The 19,464-nt window shown below is 70.5% G+C and carries 20 protein-coding genes; 8 read left to right on the forward strand and 12 right to left on the reverse strand.

Annotated features, from left to right (window positions below):
* Window positions 1–84: 84 nt before the first annotated feature.
* Window positions 85–906: a metallophosphoesterase family protein gene (locus tag ACFWI9_RS11000; RefSeq protein WP_387160730.1), complete on the reverse strand. Its 822-nt coding sequence runs from the start codon at window positions 904–906 to the stop codon at window positions 85–87.
* Between the two features lie 112 nt (window positions 907–1,018).
* Complete coding sequence (locus ACFWI9_RS11005) at window positions 1,019–1,366, reverse strand: hypothetical protein (RefSeq protein ID WP_387160798.1); 348 nt, start codon at window positions 1,364–1,366, stop codon at window positions 1,019–1,021.
* A 466-nt stretch (window positions 1,367–1,832) separates the two neighbouring features.
* On the opposite strand from ACFWI9_RS11005, the gene ACFWI9_RS11010 reads away from it, so the two are divergent.
* The 3 genes from ACFWI9_RS11010 (at window position 1,833) to ACFWI9_RS11020 (ending at window position 3,923) form a co-directional block, all read left to right on the forward strand.
* Window positions 1,833–2,693 carry a helix-turn-helix domain-containing protein gene (locus tag ACFWI9_RS11010; RefSeq protein WP_387160732.1) on the forward strand — a complete coding sequence of 287 codons (861 nt, stop codon included), beginning with the start codon at window positions 1,833–1,835 and terminating at the stop codon, window positions 2,691–2,693.
* On the forward strand, window positions 2,693–2,938 hold the full coding sequence (locus tag ACFWI9_RS11015) for a DUF397 domain-containing protein (RefSeq protein ID WP_387160733.1): 246 nt from the start codon (window positions 2,693–2,695) through the stop codon (window positions 2,936–2,938). Before ACFWI9_RS11010 ends, ACFWI9_RS11015 begins: the two co-directional genes overlap by 1 nt.
* A gap of 175 nt (window positions 2,939–3,113) precedes the next feature.
* Window positions 3,114–3,923, forward strand: coding sequence for an SAM-dependent methyltransferase (locus ACFWI9_RS11020; RefSeq protein ID WP_387160734.1), 810 nt, complete (start codon window positions 3,114–3,116; stop codon window positions 3,921–3,923).
* A 135-nt stretch (window positions 3,924–4,058) separates the two neighbouring features.
* Here ACFWI9_RS11020 and ACFWI9_RS11025 read toward each other — a convergent pair whose 3' ends face one another.
* The 4 genes from ACFWI9_RS11025 to ACFWI9_RS11040 all read right to left on the reverse strand — a co-directional run bounded on the left by ACFWI9_RS11025 (window position 4,059) and on the right by ACFWI9_RS11040 (window position 9,973).
* Window positions 4,059–4,568, reverse strand: coding sequence for a DinB family protein (locus ACFWI9_RS11025; RefSeq protein WP_387160735.1), 510 nt, complete (start codon window positions 4,566–4,568; stop codon window positions 4,059–4,061).
* Between the two features lie 81 nt (window positions 4,569–4,649).
* A complete protein-coding gene (locus ACFWI9_RS11030) occupies window positions 4,650–5,312 on the reverse strand; it encodes a hypothetical protein (protein ID WP_387160736.1) in 663 nt (220 codons plus the stop codon).
* A 138-nt stretch (window positions 5,313–5,450) separates the two neighbouring features.
* Entirely contained in the window at window positions 5,451–8,588 is a 3,138-nt protein-coding gene (locus tag ACFWI9_RS11035; RefSeq protein WP_387160737.1) for an alpha-mannosidase, read from the reverse strand.
* Between the two features lie 11 nt (window positions 8,589–8,599).
* Window positions 8,600–9,973, reverse strand: a complete 1,374-nt coding sequence (locus ACFWI9_RS11040; RefSeq protein WP_387160739.1) for a 6-phospho-beta-glucosidase — start codon at window positions 9,971–9,973, stop codon at window positions 8,600–8,602.
* 94 nt (window positions 9,974–10,067) lie between these two features.
* Here ACFWI9_RS11040 and ACFWI9_RS11045 point away from each other — a divergent pair, with 94 nt between their 5' ends.
* Window positions 10,068–10,502, forward strand: a complete 435-nt coding sequence (locus ACFWI9_RS11045; protein WP_387160740.1) for a YchJ family protein — start codon at window positions 10,068–10,070, stop codon at window positions 10,500–10,502.
* A gap of 43 nt (window positions 10,503–10,545) precedes the next feature.
* Here the strand turns inward: ACFWI9_RS11045 and ACFWI9_RS11050 are convergent, their stop codons facing one another.
* Window positions 10,546–10,995, reverse strand: coding sequence for a hypothetical protein (locus tag ACFWI9_RS11050; RefSeq protein WP_387160741.1), 450 nt, complete (start codon window positions 10,993–10,995; stop codon window positions 10,546–10,548).
* Between the two features lie 185 nt (window positions 10,996–11,180).
* On the opposite strand from ACFWI9_RS11050, the gene ACFWI9_RS11055 reads away from it, so the two are divergent.
* Window positions 11,181–12,185, forward strand: coding sequence for a GlxA family transcriptional regulator (locus ACFWI9_RS11055; RefSeq protein WP_387160742.1), 1,005 nt, complete (start codon window positions 11,181–11,183; stop codon window positions 12,183–12,185).
* Here ACFWI9_RS11055 and ACFWI9_RS11060 read toward each other — a convergent pair.
* Both ACFWI9_RS11060 and ACFWI9_RS11065 read right to left on the reverse strand, forming a co-directional pair.
* Entirely contained in the window at window positions 12,143–12,400 is a 258-nt protein-coding gene (locus ACFWI9_RS11060; RefSeq protein WP_387160743.1) for a hypothetical protein, read from the reverse strand. The two genes, ACFWI9_RS11055 and ACFWI9_RS11060, sit on opposite strands and share 43 nt — an antisense overlap.
* Window positions 12,401–12,597: 197 nt before the next feature.
* Entirely contained in the window at window positions 12,598–13,665 is a 1,068-nt protein-coding gene (locus ACFWI9_RS11065; protein WP_387160745.1) for an ATP-dependent DNA ligase, read from the reverse strand.
* A 60-nt stretch (window positions 13,666–13,725) separates the two neighbouring features.
* Here ACFWI9_RS11065 and ligD point away from each other — a divergent pair, with 60 nt between their 5' ends.
* Window positions 13,726–14,736, forward strand: coding sequence for a non-homologous end-joining DNA ligase (gene ligD / locus ACFWI9_RS11070; RefSeq protein ID WP_387160747.1), 1,011 nt, complete (start codon window positions 13,726–13,728; stop codon window positions 14,734–14,736).
* Between the two features lie 111 nt (window positions 14,737–14,847).
* Here the strand turns inward: ligD and ACFWI9_RS11075 are convergent, their stop codons facing one another.
* Window positions 14,848–15,339: a hypothetical protein gene (locus ACFWI9_RS11075; protein WP_387160749.1), complete on the reverse strand. Its 492-nt coding sequence runs from the start codon at window positions 15,337–15,339 to the stop codon at window positions 14,848–14,850.
* 244 nt (window positions 15,340–15,583) lie between these two features.
* On the opposite strand from ACFWI9_RS11075, the gene ACFWI9_RS11080 reads away from it, so the two are divergent.
* Together ACFWI9_RS11080 and ACFWI9_RS11085 are read left to right on the forward strand one after the other, a co-directional pair.
* Window positions 15,584–15,871 carry a WhiB family transcriptional regulator gene (locus ACFWI9_RS11080; protein ID WP_387160751.1) on the forward strand — a complete coding sequence of 96 codons (288 nt, stop codon included), beginning with the start codon at window positions 15,584–15,586 and terminating at the stop codon, window positions 15,869–15,871.
* A gap of 101 nt (window positions 15,872–15,972) precedes the next feature.
* A complete protein-coding gene (locus ACFWI9_RS11085; protein WP_387160753.1) occupies window positions 15,973–17,337 on the forward strand; it encodes an SDR family NAD(P)-dependent oxidoreductase in 1,365 nt (454 codons plus the stop codon).
* 43 nt (window positions 17,338–17,380) lie between these two features.
* Here the strand turns inward: ACFWI9_RS11085 and ACFWI9_RS11090 are convergent, their stop codons facing one another.
* A complete protein-coding gene (locus ACFWI9_RS11090; RefSeq protein WP_387160754.1) occupies window positions 17,381–18,355 on the reverse strand; it encodes an acyl-ACP desaturase in 975 nt (324 codons plus the stop codon).
* A 187-nt stretch (window positions 18,356–18,542) separates the two neighbouring features.
* Window positions 18,543–19,319 carry a dimethylargininase gene (ddaH, locus tag ACFWI9_RS11095; RefSeq protein ID WP_387160756.1) on the reverse strand — a complete coding sequence of 259 codons (777 nt, stop codon included), beginning with the start codon at window positions 19,317–19,319 and terminating at the stop codon, window positions 18,543–18,545.
* Window positions 19,320–19,464 lie beyond the last annotated feature (145 nt).

Below are 19,464 nucleotides of genomic sequence, written 5' to 3' on the forward strand. Positions count from 1 at the left end.
CGGTGCCTGATCGTACGGGCAGGTGCCGGCAGCCGCTGTGACGCAGACGGCATCGTCGGCGTTCGCCCCGCGGCGCGCCGTCAGTCAGGCCAGCACGCGCTTCGGCTGCGCCGGACCGCTGCCCCGCGGTTGCCACTCGCGGGGATAGCCCACCGACACCTCATGGAAGGGCACTCCGTCGTGCTCGGTCGTACGCGGGATGTGCAGATGCCCGTACACCATCGCCCGCGCCCGGTACGTGAGGTGCCAGTCGGCCGTCTGCTCCGTACCGCACCACAGCGCGAACTCGGGATACCGCAGCACCCGGGTCGGCTCCCGGACCAGCGGATAGTGGTTGACCAGCACCGTCGGCAGCTCCGGCGGGATCTCCGCCAGCCGCGACCGGGTCAGTTCCAGCCGGGCCCGGCACCACGCGTCACGGCTGGGGTAGGGGTCGGGGTGCAGGAAGCGCTCGTCGGTACAGACGACATGCGCCTCACGGGCCCGGTCCAGGGCCTCGTCCCGGGTGGTCGTGCCGTCCGGCCGGAAGGTGTAGTCGTACAGCAGGAACAGCGGCGCGACGGCGAAGGACTGTCCGTCGCTCCCCGTCCAGACCGGGTACGGGTCCTCGGGTGTGTGTACGCCGAGCCCGCGGCACAGTTCCACGAGCAGCTCATAGCGTTCCACGCCGCGGGCCTGGACCGGATCGGCGGGAACGGTCCACAGTTCGTGGTTGCCCGGAGCCCAGACGACCTCGGCGAACCGCTCGCGCAACAGCGCCAGTGCCCACTCCACATCGGGCACCAGATCGGCGACGTCTCCGGCCACCAGGAGCCAGTCGTCGTCGGACGCCGGTCGCAGACTGTCGACGTGCTTGCGGTTCTCCGGGTGATTGACATGCAGATCACTGATGGCGAGCAGGGACAACGCGACCCCCGTGGGTAGGCGGCTTGCCGGGACATCCCGGCGATCCTTCCACCTGCGGGGGCAACTGTCCTTGCCAGTCACCCGGCTGCCGCGAAATGGGGCGACCCAGGCCTCAGGCCTCGTGCGCGCGACTGGGCTCGTAGCGCGCCCACGCGGGTGCCGTGCCCGTGATCTGGCACACCATCAGGTAGAGCGGGATCGGCGGGGTGTAAGGGATGGCGTCCTCCGGCCAGTGGATCAGCCGGGCGGACTCGGTCGGCACGCAGGCGCCACGCGAGTAGTACGACGGCAGTGGCCAGGTCAGCTCCAGATCGGAGCCCTCGGGAACGATCCACCACCACCAGTCGGCGTCCGAGAACACGCAGCCCGGGTGCGGCAGGCGCGTGAGCATCCCCAGTCCGTGCCGCGCGGGCACTCCGACCGCGTCGCAGCCCAGCGAGGCCGGCAGCCCGGCGGGGATGTCGAGTCGCCCCTCGCGTGCCCCTTCGAGCCCCTCAAGGCTCCTGCGCCTGCTGCGGGTTCTGCGCGAAGCGCGGGGTTTGCGGGCGTCGCGCGGGTCGCGGGCTTCACGGATCTCGCGGCCTTCGCGGGAGGCGGCCCCGTGCCCGCTGAGGGGCGCCGGGGGCTCGAACCCGGAGCGGCCGAAGCGGCGGACGGCCGTCGGCGGGGCGAAGGGGGCGGCGAGCTGTGAGCCGAGCGCGTTACCAGGTGCCACGACCAATCCTTCACGGTGGGGAAGCGGTGCCGCCGGTCGCGCCTCTCCTCGGGCAGGGCGCGGCAGCCTCGTGAACTGGTTCAGCGAGCCACTCTCCTCCGGGAGATGACACTTGGCAAGAGGCACTCTGAAAATTGCAGAGTGCCGGTTTCGGGGGCAGAGTCTCATGGCACACTCGTCGCATCGAGGACAGGGCGTTGGGGAGGTCGACGTGAGCGAGCCGCGGTCCGCCCCCACTGTGGGACAGGTCGTACTCGGCAAGCGGCTCCAGGAGCTGCGGCAGCGGGCGGGACTGAGGCGTGAGGAGGCCGCCAAGGTGCTCCATGTCGCCCCCGCCACCATCCGCCGGATGGAGCTGGCAGAGGTCGCGCTGAAGATCCCGTACGTACAACTGCTGTTGAGGACCTACGGGGTCGGTGAAGAGGAGGCCGGGAAGTTCGCCCGGCTCGTCGAGGACGCCAACAAGCCCGGCTGGTGGCAGCGTTTCCATGATGTGCTGCCGAACTGGTTCAGCATGTACGTCAGTCTGGAAGGAGCCGCGAGTCTGATCCGGGCCTACGAACCCCACTTCGTACCCGGACTGCTCCAGACACGTGAGTACGCCCGCGGTGTCATGGCCGGCGGAGCTCTCGGTACCACCAGCGCCGAGGACGTCGAACGCCATGTCACGCTCCGCATGGCGCGGCAGGACCTGCTCACCAGGCCCGACGCCCCCAGATTCTGGGTGATCATGGATGAGACGGTGCTGCGAAGACCCGTAGGCGGCGCTCGGGTGATGCGGGATCAGCTGGACCGGCTCCTTTCGGCCGCCGAACTCCCCAATATCACCGTCCAGTTGGCCGAGTTCGCGTCCGGACCGCACCCCGGCACCTACGGCCCCTTCGTCCTCTTCAGGTTCGCCATGCCCGAGCTGCCTGACATGGTCTACAGCGAGTACCTGACCGGCGCGGTCTATCTCGACGCCCGCGCCGAGGTGGCGTCCCACCTCGAGGTCATGGACCGCATGGCGGCCCAGGCCGCCACCGCACAACGCACGAAGGACATCCTGAGGGCTGTTCGCAAGGAGCTGTGATGGATCCCATATACAACGGTATGCCCGCCCGCGAGCTCGGCTCGGACGGCTGGCACAAGCCGTGGAGCGGCGGCAACGGCGGCAACTGCCTGGAGGCCATGAAGCTGGCCGACGGCAGGGTGGCCGTGCGCCAGTCCGCTGATCCGGACGGTCCCGCACTCATCTACACCCATGGCGAGATCGCCGCGTTCATCCATGGAGCGAAAACCGGTCAGGCGGACTTCCTGCTGACAGATGTGACGTGACGTCATGTGATGTCGTGTGACGTGTTGCGGCGGCGTGACGTGACTCTTTACGGCCGACCGGGGCGACTGGCCAGGTCAGTGTGCCGGCTCGATTGACACCGAATCAACAACGGCCCGGTTCAGTACAGTTCTCTCGTCCCACTGTCATATGTCCCACTACCCCTGGAGACGCCAGATGACCGGGCAAGACCCCGCCGCCGCACGGATCGACACCAGCAAGCCGCACCCCGCCCGGATGTACGACTGGTTCCTCGGCGGCAAGGACAACTACCCGGTGGACGAGGAGATGGCCCGACAACTCCTCGCGCTCGAACCGCGCGGTCGGGACATGGCGCGCGTCAACCGCGCCTTCATGCATCGCGCCACGCGCTGGCTCGGCGACAACGGCGTCCGCCAGTACCTGGACATCGGGACCGGCATCCCCACCGAGCCCAATCTGCACCAGATAGCCCAGCAGGCCGCACCCGAGTCCCGCATCGTCTACTGCGACAACGACCCGATCGTGCTGGCCCACGCCGAGGCGCTGCTGCGCAGCACTCCGGAGGGGGCCACCGAGTACATCCAGGCCGACGCCCGCGATCCCGAGACCATCCTGGAGGCGGCGGGTAAGGTCCTCGACTTCTCCCGGCCCATCGCCCTGTCGATGCTCGCGCTGCTGCACTTCGTGGATGACGAGGACGGGGCGTACGCGCTGGTGGACCGGCTGGCCGCCCGGCTCGCGCCCGGCAGCTACCTGGTGCTGTCGCACACCACAGGGGACTTCGACCCAGAGAAGGCGGCGCAGGCACGCGCGATGTACACGGCGCGCGGGCTCACCCTGCGCCTGCGCTCCCGCGAGGAGTTCACCCGGTTCTTCGACGGGCTCGAACTGGTCGGACCGGGCGTCTCGCTCACCGCGGACTGGCATCCCGAGCTGGGTGAGGTCGTGGAGGTCCTGGGCGACGACCCGATCCCGGGCTATGCGGGAGTGGCGCGCATCAGGTGATGTCCCGTGACGGGCGGCTGGGGACAGGACCTCAGCGGGCATGAGCCGGCCTGGATCGCCATGGGACCGATCCGGGAGAGGAAACCCCACAGGGCCTCGTCTTCCGGATCGCCCCCGCCGATCACCCCGGGGCCGTCAGCGGCGTCTGAGCGCACCCCGGATGAAAGCCGCCTGCCCGGCGTGCTGGAGACCGTCCGCGATGACGCTCACCAGCCGGACGCCCAGGGTCACCGGCGGCGACCACGACTCGTCCACGACCCGGTTCAGGGCGGTGCCGCGCAGACCGCCGATGAACTCCAGCGTCCGCGTGTGCACGGCGTCGACGTAACCGAGCAGCAGCTCGGGGGACTCCACCCGGACCTGGGCGACCTGGCTGCTCGTCTGACCGTAGCCGGTCGCGCTCGCGTCGAACGGCAGCCCGAACCGCTCGAACCAGCCGTCGGCCGACCACACCTGCTCCCGTCCGGCCGCGTCGGCGACGTGGTCGTCCTGGATCCGGGCCAGATGCCACACCAGCCAGGCGATGTTGTTGGCGCCGCCGTCGAGCCGGGCATGCAGGTCGTCCACCGCGAGCCCCTCGACCGCGTCATGCACCGCCTCGTGGACGCGTCCGAAGGCATCGGCCAGCACTTCCGCTGTGTTCATGCGACGAGTGAACCCTGAACCCGGCCCGGGTCGGCGCCGACACCACGGGGCGGGCGCACGAACACACCAACGCGGGCACGGTCAGGACGCGTCCTCGGGAGCAGCGGGATCCTCCCGCAGCGATTCGGCCACCTCCAGCATGTCGGGGAGAAGCGCGCCCAGTTCGGTGACGAGACCCAGCAGGTCGGGTACGTCGGGCATCGGGTGGTAGAGGAACATGATCTCGCCGCCGGCGAGCGAGACGGCCGGTGCCCCCAGCAGCAGGAGCCGTTCCGGCAGCCGCGCCGACTCCAGGGGCCCCGCGATGGCGTGGACGTCGGAGGCGACGGGCACGTACAGGACGCCGTGGGGCACGGTGAGCCCCATCTTGCGCCCGCTCCAGTCCCGTTCCAGGCGCAGCATCGGATAGTCGCGGGGGAGCCGGAAGGACACCGAGAACCAGTGCAGGCCCCTCCGCTGCTCAAGCAACTGGGCACGGCTCACGGTGACCTCATGGCCGTCGTGCGAACCGTTCAGAACCCTGACGACGGGCGCGTCGACCCATGCGAAGTGGTACAGGAACCTGTCCCGGAGGGCACCCGGCCGGGGCGCTTCGAGTTCCCAGCCCGGAGCGGTCGCGAGCTTCCTTATCTCGCGGTCCGCTCTGGTGACCCGCCGCAGAACGCCCACCTCCCGGGTCAGGCCGAGCACGATGGGCAATGCCAACACGGCGATCACCAGGATCCAGCCCACATACCCGCCCATGTGCTTCCCCCTCCGCGGAAACGCGGCCCCTGTCGGTGCCGTACCCCTCACTGACGTTCCCTTGCGACGGGCCCGCCACACGCTGTGAGGGCCCTTGGCTACCCCCTTGCTTCACCCCCTTGATCCACTGGGGGCAGTTCAGTCGCGCACCAGCCGCAGCGTCAGGATCTGGAAGGGCCGCAGTGAGACCGTCACCGCGTCCTCCTCGGCAGGGAGCGGCGGTTGCCCGGCCAGCGGGCGCTCCAGCAGATCCGTGACCATCGCGCGTACCGCGCGGAACCCGGTGCGCAGCACGGTCGTCGTCCGGCCGCCCAGCGACTCGTAGAGCCGCACCACCACATCGCCCGACCCGTCGTCGGCGAGCTTCACCGCCTCCACGACGGCCGACGGCCCGTCCGTGGTGACGACGGGTGGCACCGGCGCACCGCCGGGGCCGATTCTGAGCGGGAGGTTGAGAGCGTAGCCCTCGGCGATCGCGTCCTCGACCGTCGCACCCGGCAGCAGCGAGTAGGTGAAACGGTGCGTGCCCTGGTCGGCGTCCGGGTCCGGCACGCGGGGGGCGCGCACCAGGCTGAGCCGTACGGTGGTGGTCGTACCGCCGTCCTCCTCCCGCGTCGTACGGGAGACATCGTGGCCGTATGTCGCGTCGTTGAGGAGCGCGACACCGTAGCCGGACTCGCCGACGTGCACCCAGCGGTGCCCGTATACCTCGAAACGGGCGGCCTCCCAGCTCGTGTTGGTGTGGGTGGGCCGGTGCACATGCCCGAACTGGATCTCCGCGGTTGACCGGTCGGCCCGCACATCGAGTGGGAAGGCCGCCTTGAGGATCTTCTCCTTCTCGTGCCAGTCGATATCGGTGGCGATGTCGATCCGCCGGCTCCCGGCCCGTACGGTCACGGTCTGCGTGATCCGTGAGCCCCGGCCGAACGCCCGTTCCACGCGCAGCTCGCCCAGCAGCGGATCGCTCTCGGTGACCGCGACCACCGGGCCTTCCAACAGGTCCCTCCACTGCCCCAGATAGTGCTTGTCGATGTCCCAGGCGTCCCAGTAGTTCGGGAGATCCGTGTGCAGCCGCAGCAGATTGCCCCGGCTGCCCGGAGCGAGCACCTCGCGGTCCGCGAGCAGATCGCGGACGGAGGCGAAGGTGCCGTCATCCGCCAACTCGACCCGTACCAGCCCGTTGTCCAGGATCTGACGCCCGATCACCCTGACCGGCGGCGGCGCGGATCGCGCGCCCGCCGCCACCGGCGCGCAGCCCGAAGCAGGCACCTCCACGCGCACCGCGACCGCGCCGTCCGACAGGCGCGGCAGCCCGGGGTCGAGTGCCCCGGCCAGCGCGGACGGCACCCGCACCACCTCCGAACGCGGCCGGGGGCCGGCGTTGTACGCCCACACCTCCAGCGGCCCCGCCCCACCCACAGCCTCCAGCGCCTGTGCCGTCAGGGCGTCGAGCTCCGCCGCGACCCGGGCGTACTCCTCCTCTGCCTCCCGGTGCACCCAGTTGATCGAGGAGCCCGGCAGGATGTCATGGAACTGGTGCAGCAGCACCGTCTTCCACAGCCGGTCGAGTTCCGCGTACGGATACGCGTAGCCGGGCACCCGCAGCGCCGCCGCTGTCGCCCACAACTCCGCCTCTCGCAGGGCGTGTTCACTGCGGCGGTTGCCTTGTTTGGTGCGTGCCTGGGTGGTGTAGGTGGCCCGGTGCAGCTCCAGGTAGAGCTCGCCCGACCAGACCGGGGCGTCCGGGTACTCCGCCTGGGCCGCCGCGAAGAACGCGTTCGGGTGCTCGATCACGACCTTCGCCGAGCCCTCCAGATCGGCCAGCCGCCGAGCCCGTTCCAGCATCTCCCGGTTCGGGCCGCCCCCTCCGTCACCGTGCCCGAACGGGGCGAGCGAGCGCGTACCCCGGCCCTTCTCCTGGTAGTTGCGGACCGCATGGGCCAACTCCCGCCCGGAGAAAACGGCGTTGTAGGTGTCCACCGGCGGAAAGTGGGTGAAGATCCGGGAGCCGTCGATGCCCTCCCACCAGAAGGTGTGGTGGGGCAGCTTGTTGCTCTGGTTCCAGGACAGCTTCTGGGTGAGGAACCACTTCATCCCGGCGAGCTTCGCGAGCTGCGGGAACGCGGCCGTGTAGCCGAAGGAGTCGGGCAGCCACACACCCTCCGTCTCCACCCCGAAGGCATCGAGGAAGAAGCGCTTGCCATGCACGAACTGGCGCGCCAGTGCCTCGCCCCCCGGAAGATTGCCGTCAGCCTCCACCCACATACCGCCGACCGGCGCCCACTGCCCGCGCTTCACCGCCTCCTCGATACGGGCCCACACCCCCGGGTGGTTGTCGCGCACCCAGGCGTACTGCTGTGCCTGCGAGCACGCGAAGACGAACTCCGGGTACTCCCGCGCCAGGGCCGTGGCGTTGGCAAAGGTCCTGGCGGCCTTCCGCTTGGTCTCGCGGATCGGCCACAGCCAGGCGCTGTCGATATGCGCGTGCCCGACGGCCGACAGGGTGTGCGCGCCGGCGTGCGCCGGTGACGCCAGAGCGGGTGCGAGCACGGCGCGGACAGCGGCGGCCGTGCCCGGGATGTCGTCCAGGTCGAGCCGGTCGAGTGCCCGGTCCAGGGTGTGCAGGATCTCGTGCCGGCGGGGATCGTGCTCGGCGAGCTCCAGCATCAGCTCGCGCAGCACCTGTGTGTCCAGGGACAGGTGCCAGACCTCCTCGTCGAGTACAGCGAGGTCGGCGCGGGCGAAGGTGTAGAGAGGGTCCCGGCCCGCGGTGCGCTTGTCGCCCATCGGGGTGGGGCGGCGGAAGCGGTCGGCGAGGATGTCCGGGTTCGACGCGGCTTCGATGAGGTAGGCGACCTGCTCGCCACCGCTCGCCGGCGAGGCGACGGGGACGTACTGGTTCTGCGGGTTGACCGCCTTGAGCGGGGTGCCGTCCGGCAGATGCACCAGTGCCTCCGCCTGGTTGCCCGGCCAGCTGCTGACGAAGCCCAGGTCGAACCATGCCTCCACCCTGCGTCCTGCCCAGTCGGCGGGCACTTCGCCCCGCACCCGGAACCAGGTGGTGCCCCAGGGCGGGCCCCAGGGCGTGCCCATGGCGAAGGGCGTGAACTCCGCGTTCCGTACCGCGTCCTGTACCTGCTCGAACGGCACCGGCTCGTCCGGCACCTGCCAGGACTCGACGGTCAGCGGCACGGCGGCCGAGTGGATCAGGGGCCGGATCCGCTGCTCCAGTACGCGTTCCACGCGCTGCTCGATCCTCGCGCGTTCGTCGTGCATCGGACGGACACCTACTTCCGGTTGAGATAGGCGAGGCCGGGATGCTGCCGGGTGTAGCCGTCCACAAGGCGGCGGGCGACGGCGACGGAGTCGACCAGCGGATGCAGCGCGAAGGCCCTTACGGCGGCCGCGCGTGAGCCGCCGGCCGCCGCCGTGAGCACCTCGCGTTCGACCGACTTGACCGTGGTGACGAGTCCGGCCGCGTGCGGGGGCAGCGGGTCGACCGCGTACGGATGGGCGCCGTTCGCGTCGACCAGGCAGGGCACCTCGATAACGGCGTCCGCGTCCAGCTCCGAAAGGGCGCCGCGGTTGCGCACGTTGAGGATGAGGGTGGCGCGCTCGTCGCGGGCGATGGCGCGCATGAGAGCCAGGGCCACCTGCTCGTAGCCGCCGGAGCCGAGGTCGTCCGCCGCACGCTCGCCCGCCCCCGCCACCTCGCGACTGCCCGCCATGTATGTCGCCTCACGCTCGGACCTGGTCGCCTGCCAGCTCTTGAGGGAGGGAGCAGCGTAGAAGGCGGCCTGCTGGTCGAGCAGGAACGCGCCACGGGTGCGCGCGGCCGAGCGGTATGCCCGCACAGTCTCCCGGTTGAAGTAGTAGTAGTGCAGGTACTCATTGGGGACCGCCCCCAGCGAACGCAGCCAGTCGGCACCGAACAGCCGGCCCTCCTCGAAGGAGCCGAGGGCTTCGGAGTCGGCCAGCAGCCGGGGGAGCAGGTCCCGCCCGGCCACCCGCAACCCGCGCAGCCAGCCGAGGTGGTTGAGGCCGACGTAGTCGAACCACGCCTCCTCGGGGTCGGCGCCGGCCGCCCGGGCGACCCGCCGGCCGAGCCCGGCGGGGGAGTCGCAGATCCCGATGACCCGGTCGCCCAGCAGCCGGGACATGGCCTCGGTGACCAGCCCTGCAGGGTTGGTGAAGTTGATGACCCAGGCGTCCGGAGCGAGCGCCGCGATCCGCCGCGCGTAGTCCGTCGCCACGGGCACGGTCCGCAGCCCGTAAGCGATGCCGCCCGCCCCGGCGGTCTCCTGGCCCAGTACCCCTTCGGCGAGTGCGACCCGCTCGTCAACGGCCCTGCCTTCGAGGCCGCCCACCCTGATCGCGGAGAAGACGAAGTCGGCGCCCCGCAGGGCGGCGCCCGGGTCGGTGCTGACGGTGACGGCCGGGGCGTCCGGGACCCCTGATGCCTGTTCGGCCAGCACACTCGCGATGGCGCTGAGCCGGGCGGCGTCCGGATCGTGCAGGGTGACATGGGTGATCCGGCTGCTCCCGCCCCGGTCGCCGCCAACCCCGCTACCGCTACGGTCGTCGCCACTGCCTTCGCCGAGCAGCGCTCCGTACACCAGCGGCACCCGGAAGCCGCCGCCGCCCAGAATCGTCAGCCTCATACCGCGACCGCCCTCTGCCGTAGGCCTCCCTCTACCGTTCCCCGTTTCGCGGCGCTGTCACTTCCGAGAGCGGCTCACACGGCACAATGGGCGTATGGCCCGACGTACCAGCCGCCCCGCGCGTACCTCCCGCACCGCCGACTCACCGTGCCCCTGCGGGCTCGCGGCCTCGTACGCGGCCTGCTGCGGGCGCTTCCACAGCGGACAGGCCACCGCTCCGACGGCCGAACTGCTGATGCGCTCGCGCTACAGCGCCTTCGTCGTACGCGACGAGCCCTATCTGCTGCGGACCTGGCATCCCACCACCCGCCCGGCGTCCGTTGAGTTCGACCAGGAGATGCGCTGGAGCGGCCTGGAGATCCTGGAGACGGCGGACGGCAGCATGTTCCACAGCACGGGATCCGTCACCTTCACCGCCCACTACACGCACGGCGGCGCACCGGGAGCGCTGCGCGAGCGCAGCCGGTTCGAGCGCCGCGACGGTGACTGGGTGTACGTGGACGGCACCTTCGAGGACTCGGAAGTGTGAGCGTCCAGGGGGTGCGAGCCCCCGATGACCCCTGGTTCGCCGGTCAGGCGCTGGTCGTCGACCCGGGCCGCACGATCATCAGGACAGTGACCGTGGCCCAGAGAAGGTTGAACACTCCGGTGTACATGGCGAGCCGCTTGGTGTCCGCGATCCGCGCCGGTGCCGCCAGGATCGCGCTCTGCCGCGGCAGCACCAGCGCGGCGAGCACGGCGGCGGCGCCGGCGGTCAGCAGCATCGACACGATCAGCCAAGGCTCCCCGAGCACTCCGAGGCTGCCGGCCGTGGCGATACCGAAGACGGGAACGACGACACCGGCGATCGCGTACACCCGGCAGACGCGATGCAGGTTGCGCAGTACCGCTTGACCGCGCTCGTCGTCGGGTGCGGCGATGACCCCCCGCGCCGCCGCGGGGAACATGCTCGCGGCCACGGTGACGGGTCCGATGGCGATGATCGCCGCCAGCACATGCACGATGAGAAGGAATCTGGTCACGGGGCGAAGCTAGCGGCGGGTGCACGGAGCGCGACAGCGGCGTGAATGCCAGTTCTCAACGGATTCCCGCCAGGCAGCCACGACACCTGTTCCGCGGCTGTCACCGCCCGGCCACGCGACGGGAGCACGCCCCGACCCTGCCTGCCGGCGCTGACGAGAATCCGGCCATCACCTACCTTGTGGCCATGCACACGGTGGCCGTACTCGCCCTCGAAGGCGTCATCCCCTTCGATCTGTCCACCCCGGTCGAGGCATTCGGCCGGGCCCGCCTGCCCGACGGCCGCTCCGCGTACCGGGTCCGGGTCTGCGCTCCGGACCGGGAGGTCGACGCCTGCGACTTCACGATCTGGGCCCGCTGGGGGCTGGAAGCACTCGCCGAAGCGGACACGATCATCGTGCCGGGCTGTGCCGACCCCTCGGCGGCGGTGAGCCCGGCGGTGGTCGGCGCCCTGTGCGCAGCCGCCGCGAGCGGCACCCGTATCGCCTCGGTCTGCGTCGGCGCCTTCGTTCTGGCGGCCGCCGGGTTGCTCGACGGCCTGCGGGCCACCACTCACTGGCTCGGGGTGGCTGAACTCGCGCGGACGTACCCGCGGATCGAGGTGGATCCGGACGTCCTCTACGTCGACAACGGTCAGTTCCTGACCTCTGCGGGGGCGGCGGCCGGACTCGACCTCTGTCTTCATATGATCCGCCGTGACTACGGATCCGCGGTCGCCGCCGACTCCGCCCGGCTCGCGGTGATGCCCCTCGAACGCGAGGGCGGACAGGCCCAGTTCATCGTCCACGAGCAGCCGCCCGCACCCGCGGGAGCGGCACTGGAGCCCCTGCTGCGCTGGATGGAGGAGAACGCCGGACGTGAGCTCACGCTTGCCGACATCGCCTCACACGCCGGAATGAGCGCCCGCACGGTCAACCGCCGCTTCCGCGAACAGATGGGCACATCACCGCTCCAGTGGCTGCACCGGGCCCGTGTCCGGCAGGCCCAGCACCTTCTGGAGACCACGACTCACCCTGTCGACAGGATCGCCGCACAGGTCGGCTTCGGTTCACCGACCGCCTTCCGTGACCGTTTCAAGCGCCAGGTGGGCACCAGCCCGCAGGCGTACCGCCGTGCGTTCCGCGGCAGCGGGCCGACATCGCGGGAAGGTCAGAAACCCCGGCCCGGACGCAGCACCAGCCCCGGGTTGTAGGCCGCCAGCACCTTGTTGGCCCTGGCCAGGGCGGCGAGGGCGTGCTCGCGGTCGGCCTGGTCCTCGGTGCAGAACGGGGCGCGGAACCGTCGTGCCTCGCGGGCCGCGCATTCGGCCTCGATCTCCGCCTGGAGGACGCCGAGGGGCATGCAGGACCCGATCAGGGCTGCGACCCCGTCGGGGATCGGGACGGGGACGAGGTTCGACGCGGTCACGAGAGGGGTCCTTTGCTGAGAGGTGCGCCGGGTGGGCCGGGCGCGGCGTTGTCGCTCTCTATACGTACCGGACGGGCTTCATGGTTTGCCCGCCGGGATGTCTTATTGCTGCAACCATTTGCCGCCGCCCCTTGATTGCTGCTACAGCGCTCCCGGCACGGATGGGACGGGGCACCCCGGTCAGGCCGGTCAGCCGGTCAGTCCCCACCGGACAGAACCTCGGACAGGTCGTAGCGTACGGGCTCCTCCAGCTGGGCGTACGTACAACTGTCCGGAGTGCGATCCGGCCGCCACCGCCGGAACTGGGCGGTATGGCGGAAGCGGTCGCCCTCCATATGGTCGTACGCGACCTCCACCACCCGCTCCGGACGAAGCGCCACCCACGACAGGTCCTTCTTCCCCGACCAGCGGCTCGGGGCGCCGGGGAGCCTGGCCGACTCGTGCGCCGACTCCTCCGACCAGCGCCCCCAGGGGTGCTCGGACGCGTCGTCCATCCGCAACGGCTCCAGCTCCGCGACCAGTTCCTCGCGGCGCTTCATCGGGAACGCGGCGCACACCCCGACATGCTGGAGCACGCCGTCGGCGTCGTGCAGACCCAGCAGCAGCGAGCCGACGACCGGGCCGCTCTTGTGATGGCGGTAGCCCGCGACGACGACATCCGCCGTGCGTTCGTGCTTGATCTTGTACATCAGCCGTGCGTCCGGCCGGTAGGGGAGATCGAGCGGCTTGGCGATCACCCCGTCGAGTCCCGCACCCTCGTAGCGGTCGAACCACTCCGCCGCGACCGCCGTGTCCGTGGTGGCGGGAGCCAGGTGCACCGGCTCGCGGGCGCCGGACAGTGCCTCGGTGAGCAGAGAGCGGCGCTCCGCAAGCGGGGTGTCGAGCAGGGACCGGTCACCGAGTGCGAGCAGATCGAAGGCGACGAAGGCGGCCGGGGTGGTCTCGGCAAGCATCCGCACCCGGGAGTCGGCCGGGTGGATGCGCTCGGTGAGCCGGTCGAAGTTCAGCCGGTCCTCGTACACGATCACGATCTCACCGTCCATCACACAGCGCCGGGGCAGGTTGGCGCGCAGTGCGAGGACCAGTTCGGGGAAGTAGCGCGTGAGTGGCTTCCCGGTACGACTGCCGATCACGACCTCGTCACCGTCGCGATGGACGATCGCACGGAAGCCGTCCCACTTTGCCTCGTACTGCATCCCGGGCGGAATCCTGGCCACGGACTTGGCGAGCATGGGCTTCACGGGGGGCATCACCGGCAGATCCATAGGGTGATTGTCCGGTATGTCTGGTATGCGGGGAAGTCGACGCGGCCTAGGGTGGCGGACATGGCCGCAGCAGTGGAACTGCAAGTAGGGGACCGGACCGTCCGTGTGTCCAATCCGGACAAGGTGTACTTCCCGGAGCGCGGCTACACCAAGCTCGACATGGTCGAGTACTACCTCGCCGTCGGCGACGGCATCACCCGGGCCCTGCGCGACCGCCCCACCACCCTGGAGCGCTATCCCGACGGGGTGACGGGCGAGTCCTTCTTCCAGAAGCGCGCACCCAAGTACCTCCCCGAGTGGATCCCCACCGCCCACATCTCCTTCCCCAGCGGGCGTTCCGCCGACGAACTGTGCCCGACCGAGCCCGCCGCGGTGATCTGGGCGGCGAACCTCGGAGCCGTCACCTTCCACCCCTGGCCGGTACGCCGCGACGACACCGACCACCCCGACGAACTGCGCATCGACCTCGACCCCCAGCCGGGCACCGGCTACGCCGACGCCGTCCGCGCCGCCCACGAGCTGCGCGGCGTCCTGGACGAGGCCGGACTGCGCGGCTGGCCCAAGACCTCGGGCGGCCGAGGGCTGCATGTCTTCGTCCCCATCGAACCGCGCTGGACCTTCACCCAGGTGCGGCGGGCCGCGATCGCCTGCGGACGCGAACTGGAGCGCCGTATGCCGGACCGGGTGACCATCAAGTGGTGGAAGGAGGAGCGCGGCGAGCGGATTTTCGTGGACTACAACCAGACCGCCCGCGACCGCACCATCGCCTCCGCCTACTCCGTACGCCCCCGCCCGAACGCCTCGGTCTCCGCACCGCTGCGCTGGGAGGAGATCGACGCCGCCGTGCCCGAGGACTTCGACATCACGACCATGCCCGCGCGGTACGCCGAAGTCGGCGATGTCCACGCCGACATGGACGATCACCGCTTCAGCCTGGACACCCTGCTGGAACTGGCCCGCCGCGACGAGGCGGACCATGGACTCGGCGACCTCCCCTACCCCCCGGAGTACCCCAAGATGCCGGGCGAGCCGAAGCGAGTGCAGCCGAGCCGGGCCAAACGCGAGAGTTGAGCCGTTCCGCGGCGTGGCGCCGTCCTCCGGACCGCCCTCAGGCCGCGGACCGTACGCGGTCGACAGGAGGTCCTGCCTGGAGCACACGGACGCCGTCTCGGCGCCAGTGAGTCAACGGCCGTAGGTCTGATGGCACAGGGCCGTCAGAGCCGGGTCCGTGACCCCGTCGGACTCCTCGCACAGATTGCGCATGCCGTAGCCCGGACGAGGCCCGGGCCGGGGACCTTGGGTTTCGTCCTCTGCACCGGTCCGAGGAGGACGTCCTTCGGCCGGGCCGCGCCGCGGCGGGGCGGGCTGTGCCGCGTGGCGTGGCGGCAACCTGTGGGGGTGCCGGGCAGAGCCGCTCCCGGCTGTCGCACCCCTGGCCTTTGAATCCGCGGCACCGCCCAGGTCCGCGGACGCCCGCTGCTCGGGAGCGGTACTCGCGAGCTCCTCACGCGTCGGCGGGCGTACAGGCGATGGTGCCGCCGTCTCCTGGGCGTCGGCGGCTGCCGGATCCGTGGCCTCGCTCGGTACGGGGGAGTGCGGAGTGCCGGACACGGAGACACAGCCGGTGGCGGAGAGTAGGGCGGCGAAGGTGACGGGAATGATCCGCAAGCGCATGGATCCACCCTGCCGTAGGCGAGCCCGGGCACGGTGGCGGCAGACGGCAGCACCACCGTGACGGGTGACCGGCACAGACCGCGCGCGGGGCCGGAAGCACACGGCGCGCCGTGGAGGCGAAAGCTTCGCGAGGCCCGACACCCGCGCGCTAGGTTCCCGTTGGGTGGCCGGAGTGCATGATGGCAGCCGGCTCGTTGAGGGCTCATTGATGTGTTGTTTATCGAGACCCGGCAACGTGTTGGACATGCCGATCAACACCACGACTACGCCGATGACCGCCACCATTACCAGCGCCGATGACGAACTGGCCTGGCAGGAATCGGCCTTGTGCGCCCAGGTGGGCCCCGAGCTGTTCTTCCCCGCCCCCGGGTCCTCCACCAGCGAGGCCAAGCAGCTCTGCGGAGCCTGCGAAGGACGGGTGGCGTGCCTGGAGTACGCGCTGGCGAACGATGAGCGGTTCGGTGTGTGGGGCGGTCTGTCGGAGAACGAGCGGGGACGGCTGCGCCGGGCGGAGAACCGGCGACGCGGGTAGCGGGTACGGGCGGTGACCAGGAGGCGCCGTGCTCGGCCGCAAGCCGGAGGCCGCAATAACGTGATGCCGAGGACCGGAGCGCTTCATTACGATCGACGGGCATGACACACCGGATCACGGACGAGGAGTTGGCGGTCTTCGCCGGCGTCGTCGGACGACTGCGAGCACTGCCCCTGGACGACCCTCAGCGCATGCGCGGCGAGGAACTCGCCGCGTCCTTCGCGAAGGAGAGCCGCAACAAGCGGCGCAAGGCCGTCCGGCAGGCACGCGCCGACGCTGACGCGGTGCTGAGCGCCGCCACCGCGACCGGTGCGCTCGACCGGCGTGAGGACACCGCGCTGGCGATGCGCGAGGGCAGCCCGGGTGAGTTCCTGCAACCCCGGCGCTGCTACGTCTGCAAGTCGCCGTACCGCCGGGCCGATGCCTTCTACCACCGCCTGTGCCATTCCTGCGCCCGGGACAACGCGGCCCGGCGCACCATGCGCGCCGACCTGACCGGCCGTCGGGTGCTGCTCACGGGCGGGCGGGTGAAGATCGGATTCCAACTGGCGCTCATGATGCTCCGCGACGGCGCCGAGGTGACCGTCACCAGCCGCTTCCCACAGGACACCCTGCGCCGCTTCGAGGCCGCAGAAGGCAGCGAGCGATGGCTCGACCGGCTCACCGTCGCCGCCGTCGACCTGCGGGATCCGCGCCAGGTGCTCGGTCTGTGCGAGCTGCTCCACGCCGACGGCAGGCCACTGGACATCCTGGTCAACAACGCCGCCCAAACGATACGCAGACCGCCCGAGTCCTACGCCCTGCTCGCCGCGGTTGAGGGGAGCTCACCGCCGCCCGGTGCGCTTGCCGCGCCCGGATACGCCGTGGCGGCGGCGATAGGCGCGCCGTCCGGCTCCCTCGAACTGGTGCTCGCGGACAGGGGCGCCGATGGCGCGCTGGACACGGCGGGCACGGACGAGGCCGGGCTGCTGCCCGACCCGTCCCCGGTCAATTCGTGGTCCGCCCGCATCGGCGAGCTCGACCCGGCCGAGATCCTGGAGGCCCAGCTTGTCAACGCCCTGGCGCCGACGCTGCTCTGCGACCGGTTGCTGCCGCTGCTGCTCGCCTCACCGCACCCGCGCCGGTACATCGTCAACGTCTCGGCGGTCGAGGGCCGTTTCGCCGTGCGGAACAAGACCGGCGGACATCCGCACACCAACATGGCCAAGGCAGCGCTCAACATGCTCACCCGCACCAGCGCCGCCGAACTCGCCGCCCAGGGCGTCCACATGTGCAGTGTGGACACGGGCTGGATCACGGACGAGAACCCGGCCCCGCGCAAGGCGCGTATCGCCGCGGTCGGTACGCGTACGCCGCTGGACATCGTCGACGGTGCCGCTCGGGTGTACGACCCGATCGTGCGGGGCGAGGCGGGGGACCCGGTGTCGGGGGTGTTCCTGAAGGATTACCGGGAGGCCGCCTGGTGACCCCAGGCGGTCCGGTCCGGTGACGGTTCGTGCTGTGGGTCAGTCAGCCCGCCGCACGGGCCGCCAGCCGCGCCTTGCGCGCCGCGAGCTTCTCGTCGAGTTTGCGGGCCTCCGCGTCCAGACCGCCCATGTAGAAGCCCAGCTCCTCCTGGGCCTTGCGGCCCTCGGGACCGAGACCGTCGATCTCCATCACCTTCAGGAAGCGCAGCACCGGCTGCAGCACATCGTCGTGGTGGATACGCAGGTTGTAGATCTCGCCGATCGCCATCTGTGCCGCGGCCCGCTCGAAACCCGGCATTCCATGTCCGGGCATCCGGAAGCCGACCACCACATCGCGCACGGCCTGCATCGTCAGATCGGGCGCGAGCTCGAAGGCGGCGCTCAGCAGGTTCCGGTAGAAGACCATGTGCAGGTTCTCGTCGGTGGCGATCCGCGCCAGCATCCGGTCGCACACCGGGTCGCCCGACTGGTGGCCGGTGTTGCGGTGCGAGATCCGCGTCGCCAGCTCCTGGAAGGAGACATACGCGACGGAGTGCAGCATCGAGTGCCGGTTGTCGGACTCGAAGCCCTCGGACATGTGCGCCATCCGGAACTGCTCCAGCTTGTCCGGGTCGACCGCGCGTGAGGCGAGCAGGTAGTCGCGCATCACGATGCCGTGCCGGCCCTCCTCGGCCGTCCAGCGGTGCACCCAGGTGCCCCAGGCGCCGTCCCGGCCGAAGAGCGAGGCGATCTCGTGGTGGTAGCTCGGCAGGTTGTCCTCGGTGAGCAGGTTCACGACGAGGGCGATCCTGCCGATGTCGGTCACCTTGGACTGGCTCGGGTCCCACGCCTCGCCGTCCTCGAAGAAGCCCGGGAAGTTCCGACCGTCGCCCCACGGGACGTACTCGTGCGGCATCCAGTCCCTGGCGGCCTTCAGATGCCGGTTGAGCTCCTTCTCCACCACTTCTTCCAGGGCGTACAGCAGCCGGGCGTCCGTCCAGGCTTCCGAACTGCCGAGGTGGGGAGAGGTGATCGTCACGGGTGCTCCTGGGGACGCGGAGAGTGCTCGAAACCGCTCGGGGAGTGAGCAGGGCGGGCAGCCGCAGGTGATCCACCGCATGGGGGCGGGGGTGGCTACCTACGGCTTCGTAGGTTACGAAACCGTAGGTTAAGCACACGGTCGGCCGACGGCCAAGCCCGCGTCCGTTATATGCCGTTACAGCAGGTCAGGAGTGCAGGTCACGGAGGCGAACGGAGAGGCAGGTCACGCAGCCTTCGAGCTTCTCGAACTCGCCGATGTCCACGAGGACCGGTTCGTAGCCGAGATCCGTGAACAGCTCCGCCGTCTTCGGGGCACTCGCCGCCATCAGCAGCTTGCCGCCGCCGAGCAGCACCACATGGGACCCTGCCTCCTCGGGCACCGGCATGAACCGGGGGAACAGCGCGGGCTGGTCCACCAGCGGTTCGTAGCCGATCACGGTGCCGTCCGGCAGCGCCGTGACGGCCGACTTCAGATGGAGCACCTTCGAGAGGGGGACGGCCACCACACGCGCGCCGAGCGGTTCGAACGCGGCCCGCAACTGCTGGACCCCGGCGGCGTTGGTGCGTCCGCCACGGCCCACGTAGACCGTGTCGCCGATCTTGAGCACATCGCCGCCGTCGAGGGTGCCGGGCTCCCGCACCCTGTTCACCGAGCAGCCGAGCCGTACCAGGGACTCCTCGACCGCGACCGTCTCGGGCCTGCGCGTCTCAGCCCCGGAGCGGGCGATCAGTGCCACGTTCCGGAAAATCACCACGGTGTCCTCGACGAACACCGAGTCGGGGCAGTCGGCGGTGGCCTCGGTCTCGACGGTCTCCCAGCCGTGCCGGCGCAGCGCGTCCGCATAGGCCTCCCACTGTGCGAGCGCAGCCGCCGCGTCGACGGGGCGGCGCTCGATGTGGGTGACCAAGCCCTCGGCCAGGCGCGGGTCAGGGCGTCGGATCAGGGCTTTTCGGCTCGGCAACGGAATCTCCTGTGCGGGTCGGCGCGGGTGATGATCGCGCGCCCATCTTCACCCGCGGCCGCCCGCTACGGTAGAGACCCGTGCACGACACCCGCGAGGCGCGTTGGTGACACGGGGCGGCGCGCCGCCAGCCGCCGCCCCGCCT

The sequence above is a fragment of the Streptomyces sp. NPDC127084 genome (assembly GCF_042724175.1).
Classification (GTDB): domain Bacteria; phylum Actinomycetota; class Actinomycetes; order Streptomycetales; family Streptomycetaceae; genus Streptomyces.

Excerpts from the sequence above, each read along its gene's own strand:
- ACFWI9_RS11015 (WP_387160733.1), top strand. The coding sequence starts at position 2,693 with ATGGATCCCATATACAACGGTATGCCCGCCCGCGAGCTCGGCTCGGAC.
- ACFWI9_RS11020 (WP_387160734.1), top strand. The coding sequence starts at position 3,114 with ATGACCGGGCAAGACCCCGCCGCCGCACGGATCGACACCAGCAAGCCG.
- ACFWI9_RS11025 (WP_387160735.1), bottom strand. The coding sequence starts at position 4,568 with ATGAACACAGCGGAAGTGCTGGCCGATGCCTTCGGACGCGTCCACGAG.
- ACFWI9_RS11030 (WP_387160736.1), bottom strand. The coding sequence starts at position 5,312 with ATGGGCGGGTATGTGGGCTGGATCCTGGTGATCGCCGTGTTGGCATTG.
- ACFWI9_RS11035 (WP_387160737.1), bottom strand. The coding sequence starts at position 8,588 with ATGCACGACGAACGCGCGAGGATCGAGCAGCGCGTGGAACGCGTACTG.
- ACFWI9_RS11040 (WP_387160739.1), bottom strand. The coding sequence starts at position 9,973 with ATGAGGCTGACGATTCTGGGCGGCGGCGGCTTCCGGGTGCCGCTGGTG.
- ACFWI9_RS11045 (WP_387160740.1), top strand. The coding sequence starts at position 10,068 with ATGGCCCGACGTACCAGCCGCCCCGCGCGTACCTCCCGCACCGCCGAC.
- ACFWI9_RS11055 (WP_387160742.1), top strand. The coding sequence starts at position 11,181 with ATGCACACGGTGGCCGTACTCGCCCTCGAAGGCGTCATCCCCTTCGAT.
- ACFWI9_RS11065 (WP_387160745.1), bottom strand. The coding sequence starts at position 13,665 with ATGGATCTGCCGGTGATGCCCCCCGTGAAGCCCATGCTCGCCAAGTCC.
- ligD (WP_387160747.1), top strand. The coding sequence starts at position 13,726 with ATGGCCGCAGCAGTGGAACTGCAAGTAGGGGACCGGACCGTCCGTGTG.
- ACFWI9_RS11075 (WP_387160749.1), bottom strand. The coding sequence starts at position 15,339 with ATGCGCTTGCGGATCATTCCCGTCACCTTCGCCGCCCTACTCTCCGCC.
- ACFWI9_RS11080 (WP_387160751.1), top strand. The coding sequence starts at position 15,584 with ATGCCGATCAACACCACGACTACGCCGATGACCGCCACCATTACCAGC.
- ACFWI9_RS11085 (WP_387160753.1), top strand. The coding sequence starts at position 15,973 with ATGACACACCGGATCACGGACGAGGAGTTGGCGGTCTTCGCCGGCGTC.